At 47.7% G+C, this 16,978-nt stretch carries 16 protein-coding genes; all 16 read left to right on the top strand.

The window, feature by feature from the left end:
* The first annotated feature begins 22 nt into the window (after window positions 1–22).
* Complete coding sequence (locus tag CUS_RS04500) at window positions 23–1,057, top strand: V-type ATPase subunit (protein ID WP_002847874.1); 1,035 nt, start codon at window positions 23–25, stop codon at window positions 1,055–1,057.
* Window positions 1,058–1,105: 48 nt separating this feature from the next.
* Window positions 1,106–3,058, top strand: coding sequence for a V-type ATP synthase subunit I (locus tag CUS_RS04495; protein ID WP_002847797.1), 1,953 nt, complete (start codon window positions 1,106–1,108; stop codon window positions 3,056–3,058).
* A gap of 24 nt (window positions 3,059–3,082) precedes the next feature.
* Window positions 3,083–3,529 carry an ATP synthase subunit C gene (locus tag CUS_RS04490; RefSeq protein ID WP_002847755.1) on the top strand — a complete coding sequence of 149 codons (447 nt, stop codon included), beginning with the start codon at window positions 3,083–3,085 and terminating at the stop codon, window positions 3,527–3,529.
* A 2-nt stretch (window positions 3,530–3,531) separates the two neighbouring features.
* A complete protein-coding gene (locus CUS_RS04485) occupies window positions 3,532–3,840 on the top strand; it encodes a V-type ATP synthase subunit F (protein WP_002847935.1) in 309 nt (102 codons plus the stop codon).
* A gap of 18 nt (window positions 3,841–3,858) precedes the next feature.
* A complete protein-coding gene (locus CUS_RS04480) occupies window positions 3,859–4,449 on the top strand; it encodes a V-type ATP synthase subunit E (protein WP_002847854.1) in 591 nt (196 codons plus the stop codon).
* A gap of 142 nt (window positions 4,450–4,591) precedes the next feature.
* Window positions 4,592–6,346 carry a V-type ATP synthase subunit A gene (locus tag CUS_RS04475; RefSeq protein ID WP_002847763.1) on the top strand — a complete coding sequence of 585 codons (1,755 nt, stop codon included), beginning with the start codon at window positions 4,592–4,594 and terminating at the stop codon, window positions 6,344–6,346.
* Window positions 6,347–7,735 carry a V-type ATP synthase subunit B gene (locus CUS_RS04470; RefSeq protein ID WP_002847975.1) on the top strand — a complete coding sequence of 463 codons (1,389 nt, stop codon included), beginning with the start codon at window positions 6,347–6,349 and terminating at the stop codon, window positions 7,733–7,735.
* Window positions 7,736–7,851: 116 nt separating this feature from the next.
* A complete protein-coding gene (locus tag CUS_RS04465) occupies window positions 7,852–8,493 on the top strand; it encodes a V-type ATP synthase subunit D (protein WP_002847796.1) in 642 nt (213 codons plus the stop codon).
* 2 nt (window positions 8,494–8,495) lie between these two features.
* Window positions 8,496–9,086 (top strand): HdeD family acid-resistance protein, encoded by a 591-nt coding sequence (locus CUS_RS04460; protein ID WP_002847950.1) that lies wholly within the window; start codon window positions 8,496–8,498, stop codon window positions 9,084–9,086.
* Window positions 9,087–9,438: 352 nt separating this feature from the next.
* Window positions 9,439–10,446 carry a hypothetical protein gene (locus CUS_RS18530; protein WP_002847827.1) on the top strand — a complete coding sequence of 336 codons (1,008 nt, stop codon included), beginning with the start codon at window positions 9,439–9,441 and terminating at the stop codon, window positions 10,444–10,446.
* 315 nt (window positions 10,447–10,761) lie between these two features.
* Window positions 10,762–11,829, top strand: a complete 1,068-nt coding sequence (gene hisC, locus CUS_RS04450; RefSeq protein ID WP_002847878.1) for a histidinol-phosphate transaminase — start codon at window positions 10,762–10,764, stop codon at window positions 11,827–11,829.
* Window positions 11,830–11,833: 4 nt separating this feature from the next.
* Window positions 11,834–12,361, top strand: coding sequence for a class I SAM-dependent methyltransferase (locus tag CUS_RS04445; RefSeq protein WP_002847826.1), 528 nt, complete (start codon window positions 11,834–11,836; stop codon window positions 12,359–12,361).
* Entirely contained in the window at window positions 12,358–12,783 is a 426-nt protein-coding gene (gene rimI / locus CUS_RS04440) for a ribosomal protein S18-alanine N-acetyltransferase (RefSeq protein WP_002847916.1), read from the top strand. The genes CUS_RS04445 and rimI overlap by 4 nt, the downstream gene beginning before the upstream one ends.
* Window positions 12,784–13,193: 410 nt before the next feature.
* Complete coding sequence (locus tag CUS_RS04435) at window positions 13,194–13,862, top strand: ATP-binding cassette domain-containing protein (protein ID WP_002847894.1); 669 nt, start codon at window positions 13,194–13,196, stop codon at window positions 13,860–13,862.
* Window positions 13,843–14,784 carry an ABC transporter permease subunit gene (locus tag CUS_RS04430; protein ID WP_037276560.1) on the top strand — a complete coding sequence of 314 codons (942 nt, stop codon included), beginning with the start codon at window positions 13,843–13,845 and terminating at the stop codon, window positions 14,782–14,784. The genes CUS_RS04435 and CUS_RS04430 overlap by 20 nt, the downstream gene beginning before the upstream one ends.
* Window positions 14,785–15,005: 221 nt before the next feature.
* Window positions 15,006–16,934, top strand: a complete 1,929-nt coding sequence (locus CUS_RS04425) for a dockerin type I repeat-containing protein (RefSeq protein WP_002847886.1) — start codon at window positions 15,006–15,008, stop codon at window positions 16,932–16,934.
* Window positions 16,935–16,978: the final 44 nt, after the last annotated feature.

Below are 16,978 nucleotides of genomic sequence, written 5' to 3'. Positions count from 1 at the left end.
GGCTTGAAAGGGGGTGCCCGACATGCTGGATAATTACAGTTCAAATGCGACGACTGCCAAGATAAGGGCAAAGTACGCACAGCTGTTCACGCCCGAAGAATACAGGGAGATGGCGGCACTGAGGACGGTTCCCGAAGCGGCTGAGTTCATCGCGAGGTCGGCACGTTTCAAAGAGGCTTTCACTGAAGTTGACCCGAATACCATACATCGCGGTTATCTGGAAGAACTTCTGTACAGGGAGAATTTTGAAACTTACATACGTTTGTGCAAATTTCAGGGGCTTGACAAAGAACCGTTCTTTGGCTTCCTGATAAGGCGCAGCGAGATAGAGTGCATACTCTCGATAATCAACCGCATAAATTCGTCGCTTGACCGCACTTATCTGTCAGACCTGCCCGGATACCTTATAAAGTACCTGAGCATACCTGTGATGGAACTGAGCAACTCGCAGACCTATGAAGAACTGGTGGCGGGGCTGAAAGGCACGCGCTACGGCAAGGTGCTGGGGCGCATACCCGTCAGGGAGGACGGCAATGCCGACTATACCGAATGCGAACTTCGTCTGAGGACGGATTATTATGCTGAATTGCTGGAGCAGGCGGATAAGGAGTTCGGCGGGGCGGTATCGGACGAGCTGAAAACGATGATACTGCGCGAGATAGACTGCCGCAATATCATAAACGCTTACCGTATGAAAGCATACTTCGGGTTTGAGCCTGAGGAGATAAAGCGCAGGTCGCTGAAATTCTACGGTATAGGCAAAAAGAATATGGAAAGGCTGTATGAAGCCGCAGACGCTGAGGTCATGATGGATATGGTCAACCATACCATATACGGCAAAAATTCGCCTGATACCGACAATATCGAGGTGGAGATAAACAGCGTGAAGATACGCAGGCTGAGGCATTATCTGACGGGCAGCACCTATGCTCCCGTATCGCTTTATGCTTTCATACAGCTTTGCGATATAGATGTTTCAAATCTGGTGACTATAATCGAGGGCATCAGATACGGTGTGGAGGCTGCGGCTATAGAAGCGCAGCTGATAACGCTTTAGAGGGCGACCTCTTGAATTTATTACGGAAAGGAGCGCGATCATCGGAATATGGCGATCGAGAAAATGGCGCTTGTCAATATAATCGGCAGATTTGAGGATCTGGACGAAACGCTGATGCGATGCTGTGACAGCGGGTGTTTTCATATAGAGCCTGCTTTCAAGAACGAGGCAAACTCGACTGTAAGGCTGCTCAATGAGAAGAACCCTTTCGGCGTGCCGCTGAAAGAATTCGCGTCACTGGCGAGTGAGATGGATATCAAGCTGACCGAAGCGCCCGGCACACGCTTCAAGGGCTGGACGGCTGAACAGTTTTGCGAACTGTCGGATAATATTGACGGTGAGATAGAGGAAAAGAGCAAGGAAAAGCAAAGGCTTGCAAAGGAAGTATCCGAACTGGAGGGGGCTGTTTTACAGGTAGACCACCTGCGGGGCATGAACAACGATTTCAGCAAGATATTCGCCTGCAAGCATACTGCCTGCCGCGTTGGACGCATGCCTGCGGACAATCTGGCGAAGTTGCAGTACTACGACCAGACATTCTTCTTTGTGCCTTTTGAAACTACGAAGGACTTCTGCTGGGGCATGTACTTCTGTGCAGAAGGCGACAAGGAACTGATAGACAGCATCTTCCGCTCGATGTTCTTTGAGAGGATAAGGATACCTGATTATGTAACGGGCAACACTGACGAGGCGCTGAAAAAGCTGGAAAGTCAGATAAAGGAAAAGAAAGCGCAGATAGAGGCGCTCGACAAGGAGATAAGTCAGCTGGCGAAAAAGCACGACCAGACTGTGCTGGAAGCCTACACTGCACTGAAAAAGCGGTATGATATATTTGAACTGCGCCGAAAAGTCGGGGCGGTCAAGGAAAAGTTCTACATAAAGGGCTTTGTACCGAAGAAAAATGCTGACAAGTTCAGTGAAGGGTTCAAGGATATGGACGAGGTGGAAGTGGTTCTGCTGCCCGCTGATGCGGACGCGAACATAACGCCGCCTACAGTGCTGAAAAACGGCTGGTTCACAAGACCTTTCGGGATGCTGGTCGAGATGTACGGTCTGCCTAAGTATAACGGCTTCAACCCGACGGCATTCGTGGCAATAACCTACACGATACTGTTCGGTATAATGTTCGGTGACCTGGGACAGGGCTTTCTGCTGTTCCTGCTGGGCTTCCTGATAAGCAAGAAGATAAACAAGCCTGCGGGCGGCATGGTGACCAGATGCGGACTTTCCAGCATGGTATTCGGTACGCTTTACGGCTCGGTATTCGGCTTTGAGGAACTGCTCGACCCTGTGTTTGAGAATTTCGGCGTTGACTTTTTGCCGCTGAAGATATTCAAGCAGTCAACTTTCATACTGCTGACTGCGGTGGGTATAGGCATTTTCCTGATACTTGTTTCGATGCTCATAAATATCGGCATCGGTTTCAAGGAGAAGAACTACGAAAAAGCTATATTCGGCTGCAACGGCATAGCGGGTCTGGTGTTCTACGCATCGGTATGCGTGGGCGTTGTATGCACCATGATGCTTAAGATAGAAGTCATGTCACTGCCGTTCAAGATATTCCTGATAGTTATACCGCTGATATGTATATTCTGCCGCGTTCCTTTCTCGATAGCGATGAAGTACAAGAAGTGGAGGCTGTCTGAGGACGAGGAAGATATGACCATCGGCGGGTTCATCGTTGAGAATTTCTTTGAGATGTTCGAGTTTCTGCTGAGTTATGTTTCAAATACAATGTCATTCCTGAGAGTTGGCGGCTTCGTACTGTCACACGCGGGTATGATGATGGTGGTAATGACCCTGATGGATATGACCGCATCTGCGGGCAAGCCTGTGACACTTATCATCGGCAACCTCTTCGTTATGGCGATGGAGGGCATGATAGTTGCGATACAGATAATCCGTCTGGAATTCTATGAGATATTCTCGCGTTTCTATGAGAGCGACGGCAAGGCTTTTGAGCCTATGAGCGTCAGCTTCGATACTGAGGTAAATGTTTGATAAACTTATTTGGAGGTTTTTGATATGCTTAAAATAATGTTGATGCCGCTGGCAGCTGTCGTTCTGCTGACAGTACCTTTTCTTGTAATGGCAAAGAAGATAAAGACAGGTGAGAAGTCTGCAAAGGGCGCTTTCATCGGCAACCTGTGTACATTTGCGGGTCTGATGCTGGTGGGCATGATACTGCCTTTCAGCAATCTGGTGGCATTCGCCGCTGAAGAGGGCACAACTGTTGCAAAGGCGATCTCCACAGGCGCAGGTCTGGGCTATCTGGCAGCAGGTCTTTCGGTAGGTCTTTCCTGTATCGGTTCGGGCATCGCAGTTGGTTCGGGTGCGCCTGCGGCTATCGGCGCTACTTCCGAAGATCCCAAGAACTTCGTTAAGGCACTGATCTTCGTCGTACTGGGTGAAGGTATCGCACTGTACGGTCTGCTGATCTCGATCCTTATCATATCGAACATCGGCGGCTAAGTATGAAATTCTATCTGCTTAGCGACAACATAGATACCCTGATGGGTATGAGGCTGGCGGGTATCGAGGGCAAGGTGGTACACACCCCCGAAGAAGTTTCAAAGGCGCTGGACGAGGCGATGGAACTTGAGGATGTGGGCATAGTGCTGATGACTGAACTGGCACTGAAACAGTGTACCGACAAGGTCATGGATTACAAGCTGAACCGCGCGGTGCCGCTGATAGTTGAGATACCCGACAGACATGCCACAGCGAACATATCCGATACCATATCAAAGTATCTGGCGGAGGCTGTGGGCATCAAGCTGTAAAATGATCGGAGGACAAGTATGACTGATCAGACACAAAAGCTGGAAAAATTCAAGCAGGCGGTCTTTGATGAGGCTGCCGAAAAGGCTGAAGAGATAATAAAAGAAGCTGAGGAAAAATGCGCACAGACCATTTTGCAGGCTAAGGCTGAGGCTGAGAAACTCGTAAAGACAAGCAAAGCTAAGGTCGATAAGGAAGTGCGTGAAGCGACCCAGAGGGCGCAGTCGGCGGGCAGACTGGATTCAAGAAGAGTCGTGCTGACCGCAAGAGAAGAGGTCATCGGCAAGGTGTTTGCAAATGTCAGGGAAAAGCTGGCGGCTTTCCGTCAGACGGCTGACTATGAGGCACTGCTGGTGAAGCGTGCGAAGGAATGCGCTGATGCTTATCCCGACAAAAAGGGCGAGGTAAGGCTGGCATCTGCTGACATGAAGTATGCAGATAAGCTGACATGCGGCGGCAGATTTACCGTCTGCGAGAGCGGGAATATCCTGCTGGGCGGGCTTATGGTGGTCTACCCTGAGGACAATCTGGCTGTTGACTGCACTTTCGACAACGAATACAACAGGCAGAAGAGCGGCTTCGCAGGCAAGGCGGGACTTTCGCTGAATTAGCAGGTCATCGGGCGTATGCGCGGCGGGGCTTTGCAATAATAAAACACAAACATCTGCGGGGTTTGACCTGCGGTATACCGAACGCCCGTCGGGGTTTGGTAGAGTTCACATAAAGGGCGTGAATAGAATGAGTACGGAAACAATGGATAAGATATATTCGGTCAACGGACCTGTCGTCACTGTCAGGAACACAAAGAGTTTTTCCATGCAGGAAATGGTGTTTGTGGGCAACAAAAAGCTGATAGGCGAGGTAATTCGTGTAAGTGCGAAAGAAACTACTTTGCAGGTCTATGAAACTACCACAGGTCTTAAACCGGGTGAACCTGTTTACGGCACAGGTGCGCCGATGGCGGCAACACTGGGTCCCGGAATACTGGACAACATGTATGACGGCATAGAAAGACCTCTGAAAAGGCTGGAGGAGATAAGCGGTGCGTTTATCTCTGAGGGTGCGAACGTGCCGTCTCTGGACACCGAGAGGAAATTTGAGGTGACGCTGGCGGTCAAGCGCGGCGACATGCTTCGTCCCGGACAGATATATGCTACCTGTCCCGAAACTGCGCTGATAACACACAAGTGCATGCTCTCGCCGCTTTCAAAGGGCGGTGAGGTCATCTGGACTGCGGTGACGGGCAAGTACACCGTCAACGATGTGGTATGCAGGATAAGAGATGAATACGGCAGGGAAGAAGAACTTACTCTCTGCCAGAAGTGGCCTATCAGAACTCCCCGCCCATGTGCGGAGAGAATGCCGATGTCAAGACCGCTGATAACAGGTCAGCGTATAATCGACACGGTCGTGCCTGTGGCTAAGGGCGGTACTGCGGCTATACCGGGCGGTTTCGGTACAGGCAAGACCATGAACCAGCACCAGATAGCAAAGTGGTGCGATGCGGATATAATCGTATATGTAGGCTGTGGCGAGCGCGGCAACGAGATGACGCAGGTACTTGAAGAGTTCAGCGAACTGATAGACCCCAAGACACAGCGTCCGCTGACTGACAGGACCACGATGATAGCTAATACATCGAACATGCCTGTTGCGGCGCGTGAGGCTTCGATATACACGGGCATAACACTGGCTGAATACTACCGCGATATGGGCTACCATATCGCGATAATGGCAGATTCGACCTCACGCTGGGCTGAGGCTTTGCGTGAGATATCGGGACGACTGGAAGAGATGCCCGCAGAAGAAGGCTTCCCTGCTTACCTGCCTTCGAGAATATCCGAGTTCTACGAGAGAGCGGGATATGTGAAGACACTGGGCGGCGCTGAGGGTTCGGTAACTATAATCGGTGCGGTATCACCGCAGGGTTCGGACTTCTCCGAGCCTGTCACCCAGAACACAAAGCGTTTCGTAAGATGCTTCTGGGCGCTGGACAAGGCGCTGGCTTATGCAAGACACTATCCTGCGATAAACTGGAATACCAGCTACTCAGAGTACACAGATGACCTGAGCGCTTATTACAAGAACAATGTTGCCCCCGATTTCATGGAGGTAAGACAGCAGATATCAAATATTCTGGTGGAGGAGAACAGCCTGATGGAGATAGTCAAGCTGATGGGTACAGATGTACTTCCCGATGACCAGAAACTGCTGATAGAAGTGGCAAGAGTAGTGCGTGTAGGTTTCTTACAGCAGAACGCTTACCATAAGGACGATACTTATGTGCCGCTGGATAAGCAGTACCGCATGATGAAAGCGATACTACAGTTCTTTGAGTTATCAAAGGAAGCACTGGGCAAGGGCGTATCGATCGATGAGATAATGAAAAACGGCTGGGCTGACAAGCTCATAAAGATAAAGTATGATATCCCAAATGACAAGCTCGGCATGTTCGATGAATATGAGCGCGAAATGACCGATTGGTACAAGAAAGCGGAGGTGGTCTGATTGAATATCAAATATATAGGTTTGAGCGAGATCAACGGACCGCTGGTAGTGTTGGACAAGTGCAAGAATGTCAGCTATGATGAGATAGCCGATATCGAACTTGACAACGGCACACACCGTCTGGCGAGAGTCGTTGAGGTGTATGAGGACAAGGCTGTTTTGCAGGTGTTCGAGGGCACAAAGGGGCTTTCGCTGAAAAACACCACCACCAGCTTTGAAGGCAGACCGATGGAACTGCCGCTTTCGGGCGAGATGCTGGGACGCATATTCAACGGTGCGGGCAAGCCGATAGACGGTCTGGGCGAGATAGTGGCAGAAGAGAGCCGCGATATAAACGGCAGTCCGCTGAACCCCGTTTCGCGTGTATACCCAAGAAATTACATAAACACAGGTATTTCTTCGATAGATGCGCTGATGACACTTATCAGAGGTCAGAAATTGCCTATTTTCTCAGGTTCGGGTCTTTCGCACAACAAGTTGGCGGTGCAGATAGTTCGTCAGGCAAAGATAGCGGACGAAGCGGGTCAGGATTTTGCGGTGGTATTCGGCGCGATGGGTGTTACCAACGATGTTGCGGACTACTTCCGCAGAAGTTTTGAGGAAACAGGCGTTTTGCAGAGAGTTGCCATGTTCCTGAACCTTTCCAACGACCCGATAATCGAGCGTATACTGACACCTAAGTGTGCCCTTACCTGCGCTGAGTATCTGGCGTTTGAGAAGAACATGCACATACTGGTAATACTGACAGATATGACCTCTTATGCTGAGGCGTTGCGTGAGTTTTCGTCATCAAAGGGCGAGATACCCGGCAGAAAGGGTTATCCCGGCTATCTGTATTCCGACCTTGCGGCTATCTATGAGAGAGCGGGCATCGTCAAGGGTTCGAGCGGTTCTGTCACACAGATACCGATACTTACAATGCCCAACGATGATATCACCCACCCTGTACCCGACCTGACGGGCTACATCACAGAAGGTCAGATAGTGCTTGACAGAAACCTCGATGCTACGGGCATTTATCCGGGCGTTGCCATACTGCCGAGCCTTTCGCGACTGATGAAGGACGGCATCGGTGAGGGCTACACCAGAGAAGACCACCAGATGTGTGCTAACCAGCTTTTTGCGGCATACGCAAAAGTGCAGGACGCAAGATCGCTGGCATCGGTAATAGGTGAGGAAGAACTTACCGACACAGACAAGGCTTACCTGAAATTCGGTAACTTGTTTGAAGAGCATTTTATAAATCAGGGCTTTGAAACGAACCGTTCCATCGAGGAAACGCTTGATCTCGGCTGGGCACTGCTTTCGACTCTGCCGAAGAGCGAACTTGACCGTGTCGATGACGAACATCTGGAAAAGTTCTACAAGCCCGAAGAAGCGACTTTTTGATTCATAATCCATAATTGCGCGGCGGGGTTCGCATGGGGCGGAAGATATCTGTCGCGCAAGAAATTTTACGTCTGGTCAACGGCTGTACGGGATAACCGAAGATACGAGGTGAGAAAATGGCTGAACAGCAGGTGTTTCCTACCAAAGGAAACCTTATGGCTACCAAGAAAAATCTACAGCTTGCAGCGCTGGGTTACGAGCTGCTGGACAGAAAACGCAACATTCTGATACGCGAGATAATGACGCTGGTGGAAAAGGCGAAAGAACTGAGAAGTTCCATCGAGGAAACCTACAAAGAGGCTTATGAGATGCTGAAACTGGCAAACATGTCGATGGGTGTCATAATGCCTTATGCCGAGTGCATGCCCATCGAGAAAGGCATCGAACTGAGTTCAAAGAGCGTAATGGGCGTTGAACTGCCCGAAGTCATTTTCCATGAAACGCCAACAGATGTCTGCTACGGCTTTTCAAGGACGGACTCGCAGCTGGACAGAGCGTTCCTTGCTTTTGAGAAGGTAAAGAGGCTTACTGTAACGCTGGCTGAGGTCGAGAACAGCATATACAGGCTTTCGGTGGCGATAAAGAAAACTCAGCGCAGGGCGAACGCTTTGCAGAACATAATAATCCCGCGCTACACAAATACTGTCAAGTTCATATCCGATTCGCTGGAAGAGAAGGACAGAGAGGAATTCTCGCGCATGAAGGTCATCAAGGCTGTAAAGCTGAAAAAAGAGGCTGAGAGCGAAGGGGAGGGCTGAGCATGGAAAGTCTGAAAAAGGCAGTCCGCAACTATTGGGTGCTGTCGGCGTTCTGTATAGTTATGGGCGGAGCACTGATATACAGACCGGGATTTTTTACCCGAATGGTGGGCATCGTTGTCGGCGGGCTGATGGCGCTGTACGGCGCGGCATCACTGGTAAAGTACTTTGTTGGGCACAAGGCTGACCCCGAAAGGGCGAGCGGTCTGGTATCGGGCGTTATTTTCATGGCGGCTGGCATATTCGTCATGGTAAGACCTGATTTTATCCCTAAAGTCATCTCGCTGGTATTCGGCTGTTACATGCTGGTCAGCGGTGTGGTGAACGTTCAGGAGGCGCTTTATGTGAAGGGCAGGGGCGAACCCAACTGGCTGAGGGCTTTTCTGCCTGCATTGCTGACGGCTCTGCTGGGCATATCACTGCTGGTGAATCCTCTGCTGATAGTCAACGGCGCTATGACCATACTGGGGATATGTCTGCTGGTGGCGGGCATAATGAACCTGACAGGAAGAATATCCATTTCACGCAGCGTTTTCCGACGCAAAAAGGAAGACAATAAAGGCGGCAGCGCCGAATTTATCGATATCGACTGATGAACAGCTTTCCTTCGCACAGCGGAGGAAAGCTGTTTTTGTGGCTGAACGCGGCTTTGTAAATCTTTTGTTAACGGGGGTGAACTTTTCTCGGCGGAGGGGGCGTTAATGCCTTAAAATGGAATTAAAATTGCCAAAATTATTCAAAATGACTATATATGATAAAAAGTTAATACCAAATTAGAGCATTTTGTGCAAAGTCCACGATTATTTCTGTTCATCGCTAAGGGTAATTTGTACAAATAACACCTTGAAAAAATGGGGAAAATAATGTACAATCAAAATGAGGAAAGCCCGAAAATAGGGCTTGTGCATAGTATTGAACGGATATTAAGGACGGAGGGTATTTATTATGTTAAAGAAAATAATGGCTATGGCTTGCGCATTGTGTCTGACAACTGCTGTTTTCGCATCTTGCGGTGATACTTCTGAGGGCGGCAGCAGCGAAGCTGCCACAACTACAACAAAGGCTGCCGAGAGCGCAGCAGAAGAGGCATCAAGCGAGGAAGCAGCTGCCGCAGAGAGCAAGGCTGAGGAAGAAACTTCCGCTGAGGAAAGCAAGGCTGAAGAGGGCGGCGATTCTGCTGCCAGCGACCTGCCTTACATCGACGAAGTTACAGGTCTGGAGTGCTTTAAGCCTGATCCTGACTACAAGGCTGTTACGGAATTCAAGGGCTACGATGCTTTCCTGATGTTCGCTGACAGCGAGTGGTTCTGGTCTAACTTCTCGGGTCAGGGTTATCCTGAGGATCTGAGAGCTGACGGTGCTTATGGCGTTGACGCTGATGTTACGGGTGACGGCACATACACTGTTTCGATCACTAAGGACTCGATCGCGGCTCAGGACGCTGTTACAGGCGCTTACAATCCTCAGGTATTGCTGGACGAGAACGAGGGCGTTGTATTCCCTGCTAACGGCGCAACAGTATTCTGCGTAGATATCACAGGTATCTGCGACGGTACAATGACCGACACAGGCGAGGAAACCAAAAAGGGCGACCAGAAGAAGTTCACCGATGAAGAGAACTACGGTGTTAACAAGAAGGCAAGAGGCAAGTACACAGGTCAGGAGATAAGTGTTACTGTTGACTCCATCAAGGCTGACGGCAAGGACGTTGAGTTTGATGATGCCAAGATCGTAAAGGGCAATATCGAGAGTGACAACAACTGCTACAGACTTGAGATATACAACGAGTACGGCAAGGGCAAGGAAGATCCTGCTATCGACAAGAGCAAGCTGATGTTCTCACAGAGCCTTGAAGTTACTTTCACCATCACAGGTCTTGATAAGGAAGACGGTGCGGCTGAGGGCGACACAGCTGAGGCAACTGAGGAAGCTGTAGAGTCTGCTGCTGAGTAATAATATGACATCTTAGGCGGAAAGCGTGGGCTTTCCGCCTTTTTTGCTGTCGGTTTGCGGGAAAATTATTATGTCGTTTATTATAAAAATATCCTGCGGCTATTGACAAGCGGGGGAGGGTGTGATATAATAATTTATGTTGATAGCATGGTAATACTTTACTATACTGAAATTTGACAGAGCGCACGCGCTGTGTTATAATATTTCAGAAAGTTGAATGTTCGGACGGGCGTGAGTGTCTGCTGTGCCGTCTGATGCGGGGCAGGATATTCACCATGCGATATCTGCAATTTTGAATGTGAGGAGAGTAACGAAATGTCTGAAAAACTCTGGAGAAAAAATTTGATAAATATTGAGCCGTATGTGGCGGGCGAACAGCCGAAAAATGAGAATATCATCAAGCTGAATGCCAACGAGAACCCCTATCCGCCTGCGCCTGCGGTGGCTGAGGTGCTGGCGAAAAAGGATATTTTCGACCTGAAAAAGTATCCTTCGGCTGATGCAGTGCCCCTTAAGGCGGCACTGGCTGAAAGGTATGGTCTTAAGGCGGAGAATGTGTTCTGCGGCAACGGATCGGACGATGTGCTGGCTACGGCGTTCAGGGCGTTTTTCAACTCGGATAAGCCGATATTCTACCCCGATATAACTTACAGTTTTTACCCTGTTTGGTGCGAACTGCTGAAAATTCCCTACGAAACAAAGCCTGTTGACGGCGATTTTCTGATAAATGTAAAGGACTACTACCCCGAAAACGGCGGCGTTGTCATACCTAACCCGAATGCGCCTACCGCCATCGGTGTAGGCAAAGACTTTATTGTTGACCTGCTTGAACACAACCGCGACTGCATCGTGATAATAGATGAGGCTTATGTGGATTTCGGGCGTTACAGCTGTGTTGAACTGATAGAGAAGTACGACAATCTGATAGTCACACAGACTTTCTCGAAGTCAAGGTCGCTGGCGGGCATGCGCATCGGTATGGCGTTTGCACAGCCTGAACTTATAAACTACATGCAGGCAGTCAAGGACAGCTACAACAGCTACCCACTTGACCAGCTTGCCATTGAAACTGCTATCGCAAGTCTTAAGGACGAGGAGTATTTCCGCGAAACTGTTGGCAAGGTCAAGGCGACAAGGGACAGGTCGGCGGCGGCTTTCCGCGAGATGGGATTCACTGTTACCGACAGCGAAACAAATTTCCTGTTTGTGAAGCACCCGACTATCCCCGCAGAGGAGATATTCAGCTACACCCGTGAAAAGGGCATATTTATAAGGTATTTCAAGAAGCCCGTCATAGACAGGTGGCTGAGGATAACCATTGGCACAGATGAAGAGATGGACAAGCTGATATCGGCAGTGAGGGAACTTATCGAAAGCAGGTGAGTCGATGCTTTTGGAATACGCAAAAAGGCTGAAAAATACGCTGAGTGTACGCAGGGCGGAAAAGGAGCGGTATGCGGCGGTGCGGCAGTTTGTAAAAGGGCGCGGGCGCGGCAGACTGCTGGACATCGGCATGGGCAGTGATGAAATGCTCAGGATGCTGGGCGGCAAGGGGCTTGACCTTTACGGGGTGGATATATCTTCTGCTGACCGTGAGCGCAGTATAGACGAGATAGCGCTGATGGGTATGGCGAGCATTGAAGAACTTCCCTACAATGACGGCTTTTTTGATTGTGTGACTTCGGTGGACACTCCCCCGCTGTGGCAGGACAAAGCCGCCGCTTTTGCGGAGATACTGCGGGTGCTGAGGTCGGGAGGTCAGCTGGTGTGCGCCTTTGAGTTTGACGGTGAAACAGGTGCAGGCACTCCCCCGCGGGCATTCAGGGCGCAGGCGCGTAAAGCGGGTCTTGTGAATGTCAGCGTGAAAGTCCTGCGGGAAGATGGCGGCTATCTGCTGGTGGGTGAAAAGCCATGACGGAGATAGTTGCGCTCAATGAGGAAAATGTTTCAGCGGCGGCGGAAATTTCGGCAAAATGTCTGCGCGAAGCGTGGAGTGAACAGACCCTTTGCGCACAGCTGAAAAATCCCAACGACCACACATTTTTAGCCTGCGTTGACGGCAAAGCGGCGGGCTTTGTAAGCTGTTGGTGTGTGGCGGGCGAAGCTGAGATAAACAACATCTGCGTATTGCCCGAATACCGCAGGCGCGGTCTGGCGCGGGCTATGTTTGAAAAGCTGGAAGAAGTTCTGCCCGATGCAGAGCGCTGGGTGCTGGAGGTGCGGGAGTCTAACAGCGCAGCTAAAGCACTGTATGAAAGTCTTGGATTTGCGCAGGTGGGTCTGCGGAAGGATTTTTACGATGACCCGACCGAAAACGCGGTGATAATGGCGAGATAGTCAAGAATGGAACGGCGAACGATATAGAAGTTATGCCCCTGAGTGTCACAAAACACTCAGGGGTATTTTAATTTGCGGATCTTTAATTTCGGGCATCACTCGATAGGCTCCGCCTTAAATTTCAGACAAAAAGTTGGATAGCTAAAGAAGAACGGCAAGTTTAGGCTTATGTTAAAATAATAACAAACGAACAATTCTTTGTGAACAAACGATAAACAATGAGTTTATGATATTGATATCAGAGCAAATAAATGATATAATGTTTATTGTTAAATGGATTGATTATAAGGCTTAATTAGAAAATTTATTACGGTATTCTACGTAGCTTAATTATTGAAAATTGACAGTGATTGTGTGACCGTTAAGCTGAATGCAGAATGTATCGGAAAATATCGGAGATAATTACAAGTATGATAAAAATAACAGACTTCTCAAAAAAATACGGAAAAGATATCATATATGATAATGCAGATGCTGAGTTTGAAACAGGGAAAATATCTTTTTTGATGGGCAAAAACGGCTGTGGAAAAACTACCCTTATAAAGTGTATCTCTGACCTTGAAGGCTATTCGGGAAAGATCGAATTTGACGGCAGACCGATAAATGGTGAAGTACGTAAGGATATTTTTGTAGTCTGGGACGAATGTACGTTTTACAAGGAACTCAGCGGTCTTGACAATCTGATCTGCTTCGCGGAAGGCAAAAGCAAGGCGGAGATAAAAGAGGCGGCGCTTAAGTATTTCAGCCCCGAACTTATAAGAAAAAAGGTGTCGCATTATTCATACGGGCAGAAGAAGAAACTCTCACTTGCACTTATCAGCATACTAAGACCCAAGACCATAATAATGGACGAGGTAACGAACGGGCTTGACTATGCGATGCTGAAAGGACTTAAACGCGATCTGCAGATCTGGAAAAATGATTCAACGATCATTCTCACGGGTCATCACCTTGAATTTTATTCCGAGATAGTCGATACTGTTTACGTTATAGGTGATAAAAAAATGCAGAGATACGAAAAGAAAAACGGAGAAAAATTTGACTTAGGAGAAATATACGATGAATATGTTGAAGAATGAGATGCGTCGTTTTGTCAAGTCAAAAGCATTTGTCGTTTTCCTGCTGTTGTTTACAGCTATATCGGCGCTGAATCTCTATTCAAATTATAATCATGCAGTGAACGACTACGATTGTTATAAACACGATTATGAAAGTTACTTATCAGAAGGTATGACTGAGGAAGAGATCAAAGCTGAGATAGAACGCGGGTATACTATATTATTACAGGATAAATCATTTTTTAAATCCGATTTATTCCTCGAAAACCCTCTGCCATATTATATTGAAGCTACACAAAAAGATGTGAATGTTTTTGCACCTGTAAATCTGCTGTCACTGGTGATCGAACCGGTGATATCCATAGCAGTTATTTTTGTAACGTTTCTTGCATCGATATGCGTGACTGATGATATCAAAAACAAAACGATCAGAAATCATGTACTGCGGTATGGAAAGACAAAATATATACTTTCAAAGATAGTTTCGACTATCATGAAAAATCTGCTGGTCGTTTTCATAACGCTGATACTTGCTTATATCGCGGGGCATGTTATTTACAGCAAATTAAGCACAGATATAACAGGTATAGATCTTACCGTGACCGACCTCAACAAGTCAAACTACGCGGTACAGATACTTGTGCTTATAGCCGCTGTTATATTCTATTCTGTTATCGGCGTATTTCTGGGGATCGTATTCAGAAAAAGCTACTTTTGCCTTATAATTGTTTTGATAAAGTCATTCTTGCCATTTAACTTTAAGTATGATATCTCAAATGTCATCAACCATTTTATGGCAAAGATATATATTTTTGAAGGCGCTTTCGTTCATTTACAACAAACCGAAGAAATGTCGGATATGATGCACCTTATACCTGTCGGGGCGACTGCTCTGATGATAGCATTCATGCTGATCTTCTTCAAAAAACGTAGTGCATATTAAAACATCTGACCGCTCTGCTTTTTAACAAAGCAGAGCGTTTTTGCGAAAGATCTGATCTGTGTTCGGAAATTTGGACTGAAACATCAAAGACATGAAAAAGCTATTGTATTTTCTTTACAGTTATGTTATAATAAGTTCATGCCCACATCGATGAATGGCAAAAAGCTGTCCGAACAGGACAACGAAACGAAAAAACAAAATTTTGATCGGAGGCTCAGACAATGAAAAAAACTATATCGTTCATTACTGCCGTTGCTTCACTGCTTGCGTGCTGCAACATCACAGCGTTTGCAGAGAACACACAAACACCTGCAAATGTTGACGAAGCTGTATATGCACAGCTTATGAAACACAAATTTTTATACGATCTCGATTCTGACGGGGTTATCACCGATGCCGAACTTGCACAGACTGAATACCTTAGTATAGATCTTGACGGTATTTCAGATCTGTCATGGCTGAAAAAACTGACATCATGCAATGATATCTCTTTCAGCAACGGCAATATCACTGATTTTTCCATACTTAAAGAACTACCCACACTGAAATATATGGACATGAGAAATGTGCCTATAACAGATATTTCCTTTATGAAAGATCTGCATCTGGAGTCCTGTTGCCTTTATGAAATGGATCAGATCACCCCTGAACAAAGGGCGGAAGTGCTTCATTTTACTGCCCCTGAGATATGGGAAGGGACAGCCGCAAGGATAGAATGTCAGCCCAGAAATCTTTTGGATTATGATATCTCGATAGCAGATAAGGATACTGCGGCATTTCTGAACGGCACAACGAGCGCTTCTTATGTCTATGATTATATCTACGGTGTTTCCGCAGGCAAAACGACTTACACGATATCTTACGGCGGAAAGGACTTATACACAGGCGATATCACCGTCAAAAAAGCACCGCAGGCGTATGACCCCGCTCTGCATGATACAGGCATAGATAATTTTGAAGTTGAATACAGTCATTTCTACAACTACGATGCTGAAGACGGCAGACTGGGTAACGTAGCACTGCTCAACGGAATACTGTACAGCATTCGCGGCAGTGAAGTCAAAGTCCTTGAAACCGATGTGGCGGATTATGAGTATTTCAGCAAGCGCACGTATAACAATGACTACAACAGGGCTGATATGGTGCTGAAAAAAGACGGCACACTGCTCGTCAACGGTGAGCCTGTCACCGATATCAAGGTAAAGTCGATGCGCAATGGTTATTATCTCGGTGAAAACGGCAATATCTATACTTTAGTACCTAAGGGTGACGGTTTTATCACCACGACAGTCGCAACAGATTCAAAGGGCTGGATAGACGGCTGTGAGCCTTTCTATGTTTCGGATAATGGGCATATAAAGTATTACAGCACAAAAATTATCGGTGATGGCAGAGTCAACGTGTATACCGGCAGCACCTATATCGGTGAACCTTCCGATGCTTGCTGTGTTGGTTCAAACTGCTATGTGATAAACGGCAGAACGCTCTATGAGATAAGATATTCAGATACCCTGACAAAAAATGTTATAGCTGAAGATGTCGTATCTGTACGTGCGTCAGATGACGGCTTGTATGCTGAGTACACTAAAGCAGACGGTACAGTTGAGAAGATAGCAGGTAAAAATGTCTACAACACTCACCCTGAAAGAGCGCTCGGCATCTATAACGGGGTATTCTATATCCACCAGTATCAGTATCGCGGCATAAGAGAAGACGATGCAGTGTTCAATTACTTCATACAGAATGATGATAAGACCATGTCGCTTGCATTTCTTGGTGACTGGTGCGGTCTGACAAATGTTGAGTCCGAAGTATGCTGTACATATGATGAAGCAATGGGACACGGTTTTGTTTACTTCCTCCGCACTGACGGAAGCATCTGGAAATACGACCTTGATGCAAAGCAGTGGCAGGAGGCGGTGGCAGGAACATCGCCCATAGTGATCCCGCAGGAAGATCAGCCTGTAAGAGGTGATGTCAACGCTGACGGAAAATTCAACATAGCCGATGCAGTGCTGCTGCGGCAGTGGCTCAACTCGTCATATGATGCGTTCATACCCAACATCAAGGCAGGCGACCTCTGCGAAGACAACAGACTCGATGAAGCCGATCTGGAGATAATGGAAAAAGAACTGATAAAAGCCAGATAAACATAAAAAATCAGGGCGATACCTTAAACATAAGGTATCGCCCG

The organism is Hominimerdicola alba 8 (assembly GCF_000178155.2).
In the GTDB taxonomy this organism is placed as follows: Bacteria; Bacillota; Clostridia; order Oscillospirales; family Ruminococcaceae; genus Hominimerdicola; species Hominimerdicola alba_C.
Note: the sequence above shows the minus strand (reverse complement) of the source record. Positions and strands in the feature narration are given on the sequence as shown.

Bases quoted from the DNA above. Each gene is read 5' to 3' on its own strand.
- CUS_RS04495 (WP_002847797.1), top strand. From the start codon at position 1,106: ATGGCGATCGAGAAAATGGCGCTTGTCAATATAATCGGCAGATTTGAG.
- hisC (WP_002847878.1), top strand. From the start codon at position 10,762: ATGTCTGAAAAACTCTGGAGAAAAAATTTGATAAATATTGAGCCGTAT.
- CUS_RS04485 (WP_002847935.1), top strand. From the start codon at position 3,532: ATGAAATTCTATCTGCTTAGCGACAACATAGATACCCTGATGGGTATG.
- CUS_RS04480 (WP_002847854.1), top strand. From the start codon at position 3,859: ATGACTGATCAGACACAAAAGCTGGAAAAATTCAAGCAGGCGGTCTTT.
- CUS_RS04460 (WP_002847950.1), top strand. From the start codon at position 8,496: ATGGAAAGTCTGAAAAAGGCAGTCCGCAACTATTGGGTGCTGTCGGCG.
- rimI (WP_002847916.1), top strand. From the start codon at position 12,358: ATGACGGAGATAGTTGCGCTCAATGAGGAAAATGTTTCAGCGGCGGCG.
- CUS_RS04425 (WP_002847886.1), top strand. From the start codon at position 15,006: ATGAAAAAAACTATATCGTTCATTACTGCCGTTGCTTCACTGCTTGCG.
- CUS_RS04465 (WP_002847796.1), top strand. From the start codon at position 7,852: ATGGCTGAACAGCAGGTGTTTCCTACCAAAGGAAACCTTATGGCTACC.
- CUS_RS18530 (WP_002847827.1), top strand. From the start codon at position 9,439: ATGTTAAAGAAAATAATGGCTATGGCTTGCGCATTGTGTCTGACAACT.
- CUS_RS04500 (WP_002847874.1), top strand. From the start codon at position 23: ATGCTGGATAATTACAGTTCAAATGCGACGACTGCCAAGATAAGGGCA.
- CUS_RS04445 (WP_002847826.1), top strand. From the start codon at position 11,834: ATGCTTTTGGAATACGCAAAAAGGCTGAAAAATACGCTGAGTGTACGC.
- CUS_RS04430 (WP_037276560.1), top strand. From the start codon at position 13,843: ATGAATATGTTGAAGAATGAGATGCGTCGTTTTGTCAAGTCAAAAGCA.
- CUS_RS04435 (WP_002847894.1), top strand. From the start codon at position 13,194: ATGATAAAAATAACAGACTTCTCAAAAAAATACGGAAAAGATATCATA.
- CUS_RS04490 (WP_002847755.1), top strand. From the start codon at position 3,083: ATGCTTAAAATAATGTTGATGCCGCTGGCAGCTGTCGTTCTGCTGACA.
- CUS_RS04475 (WP_002847763.1), top strand. From the start codon at position 4,592: ATGGATAAGATATATTCGGTCAACGGACCTGTCGTCACTGTCAGGAAC.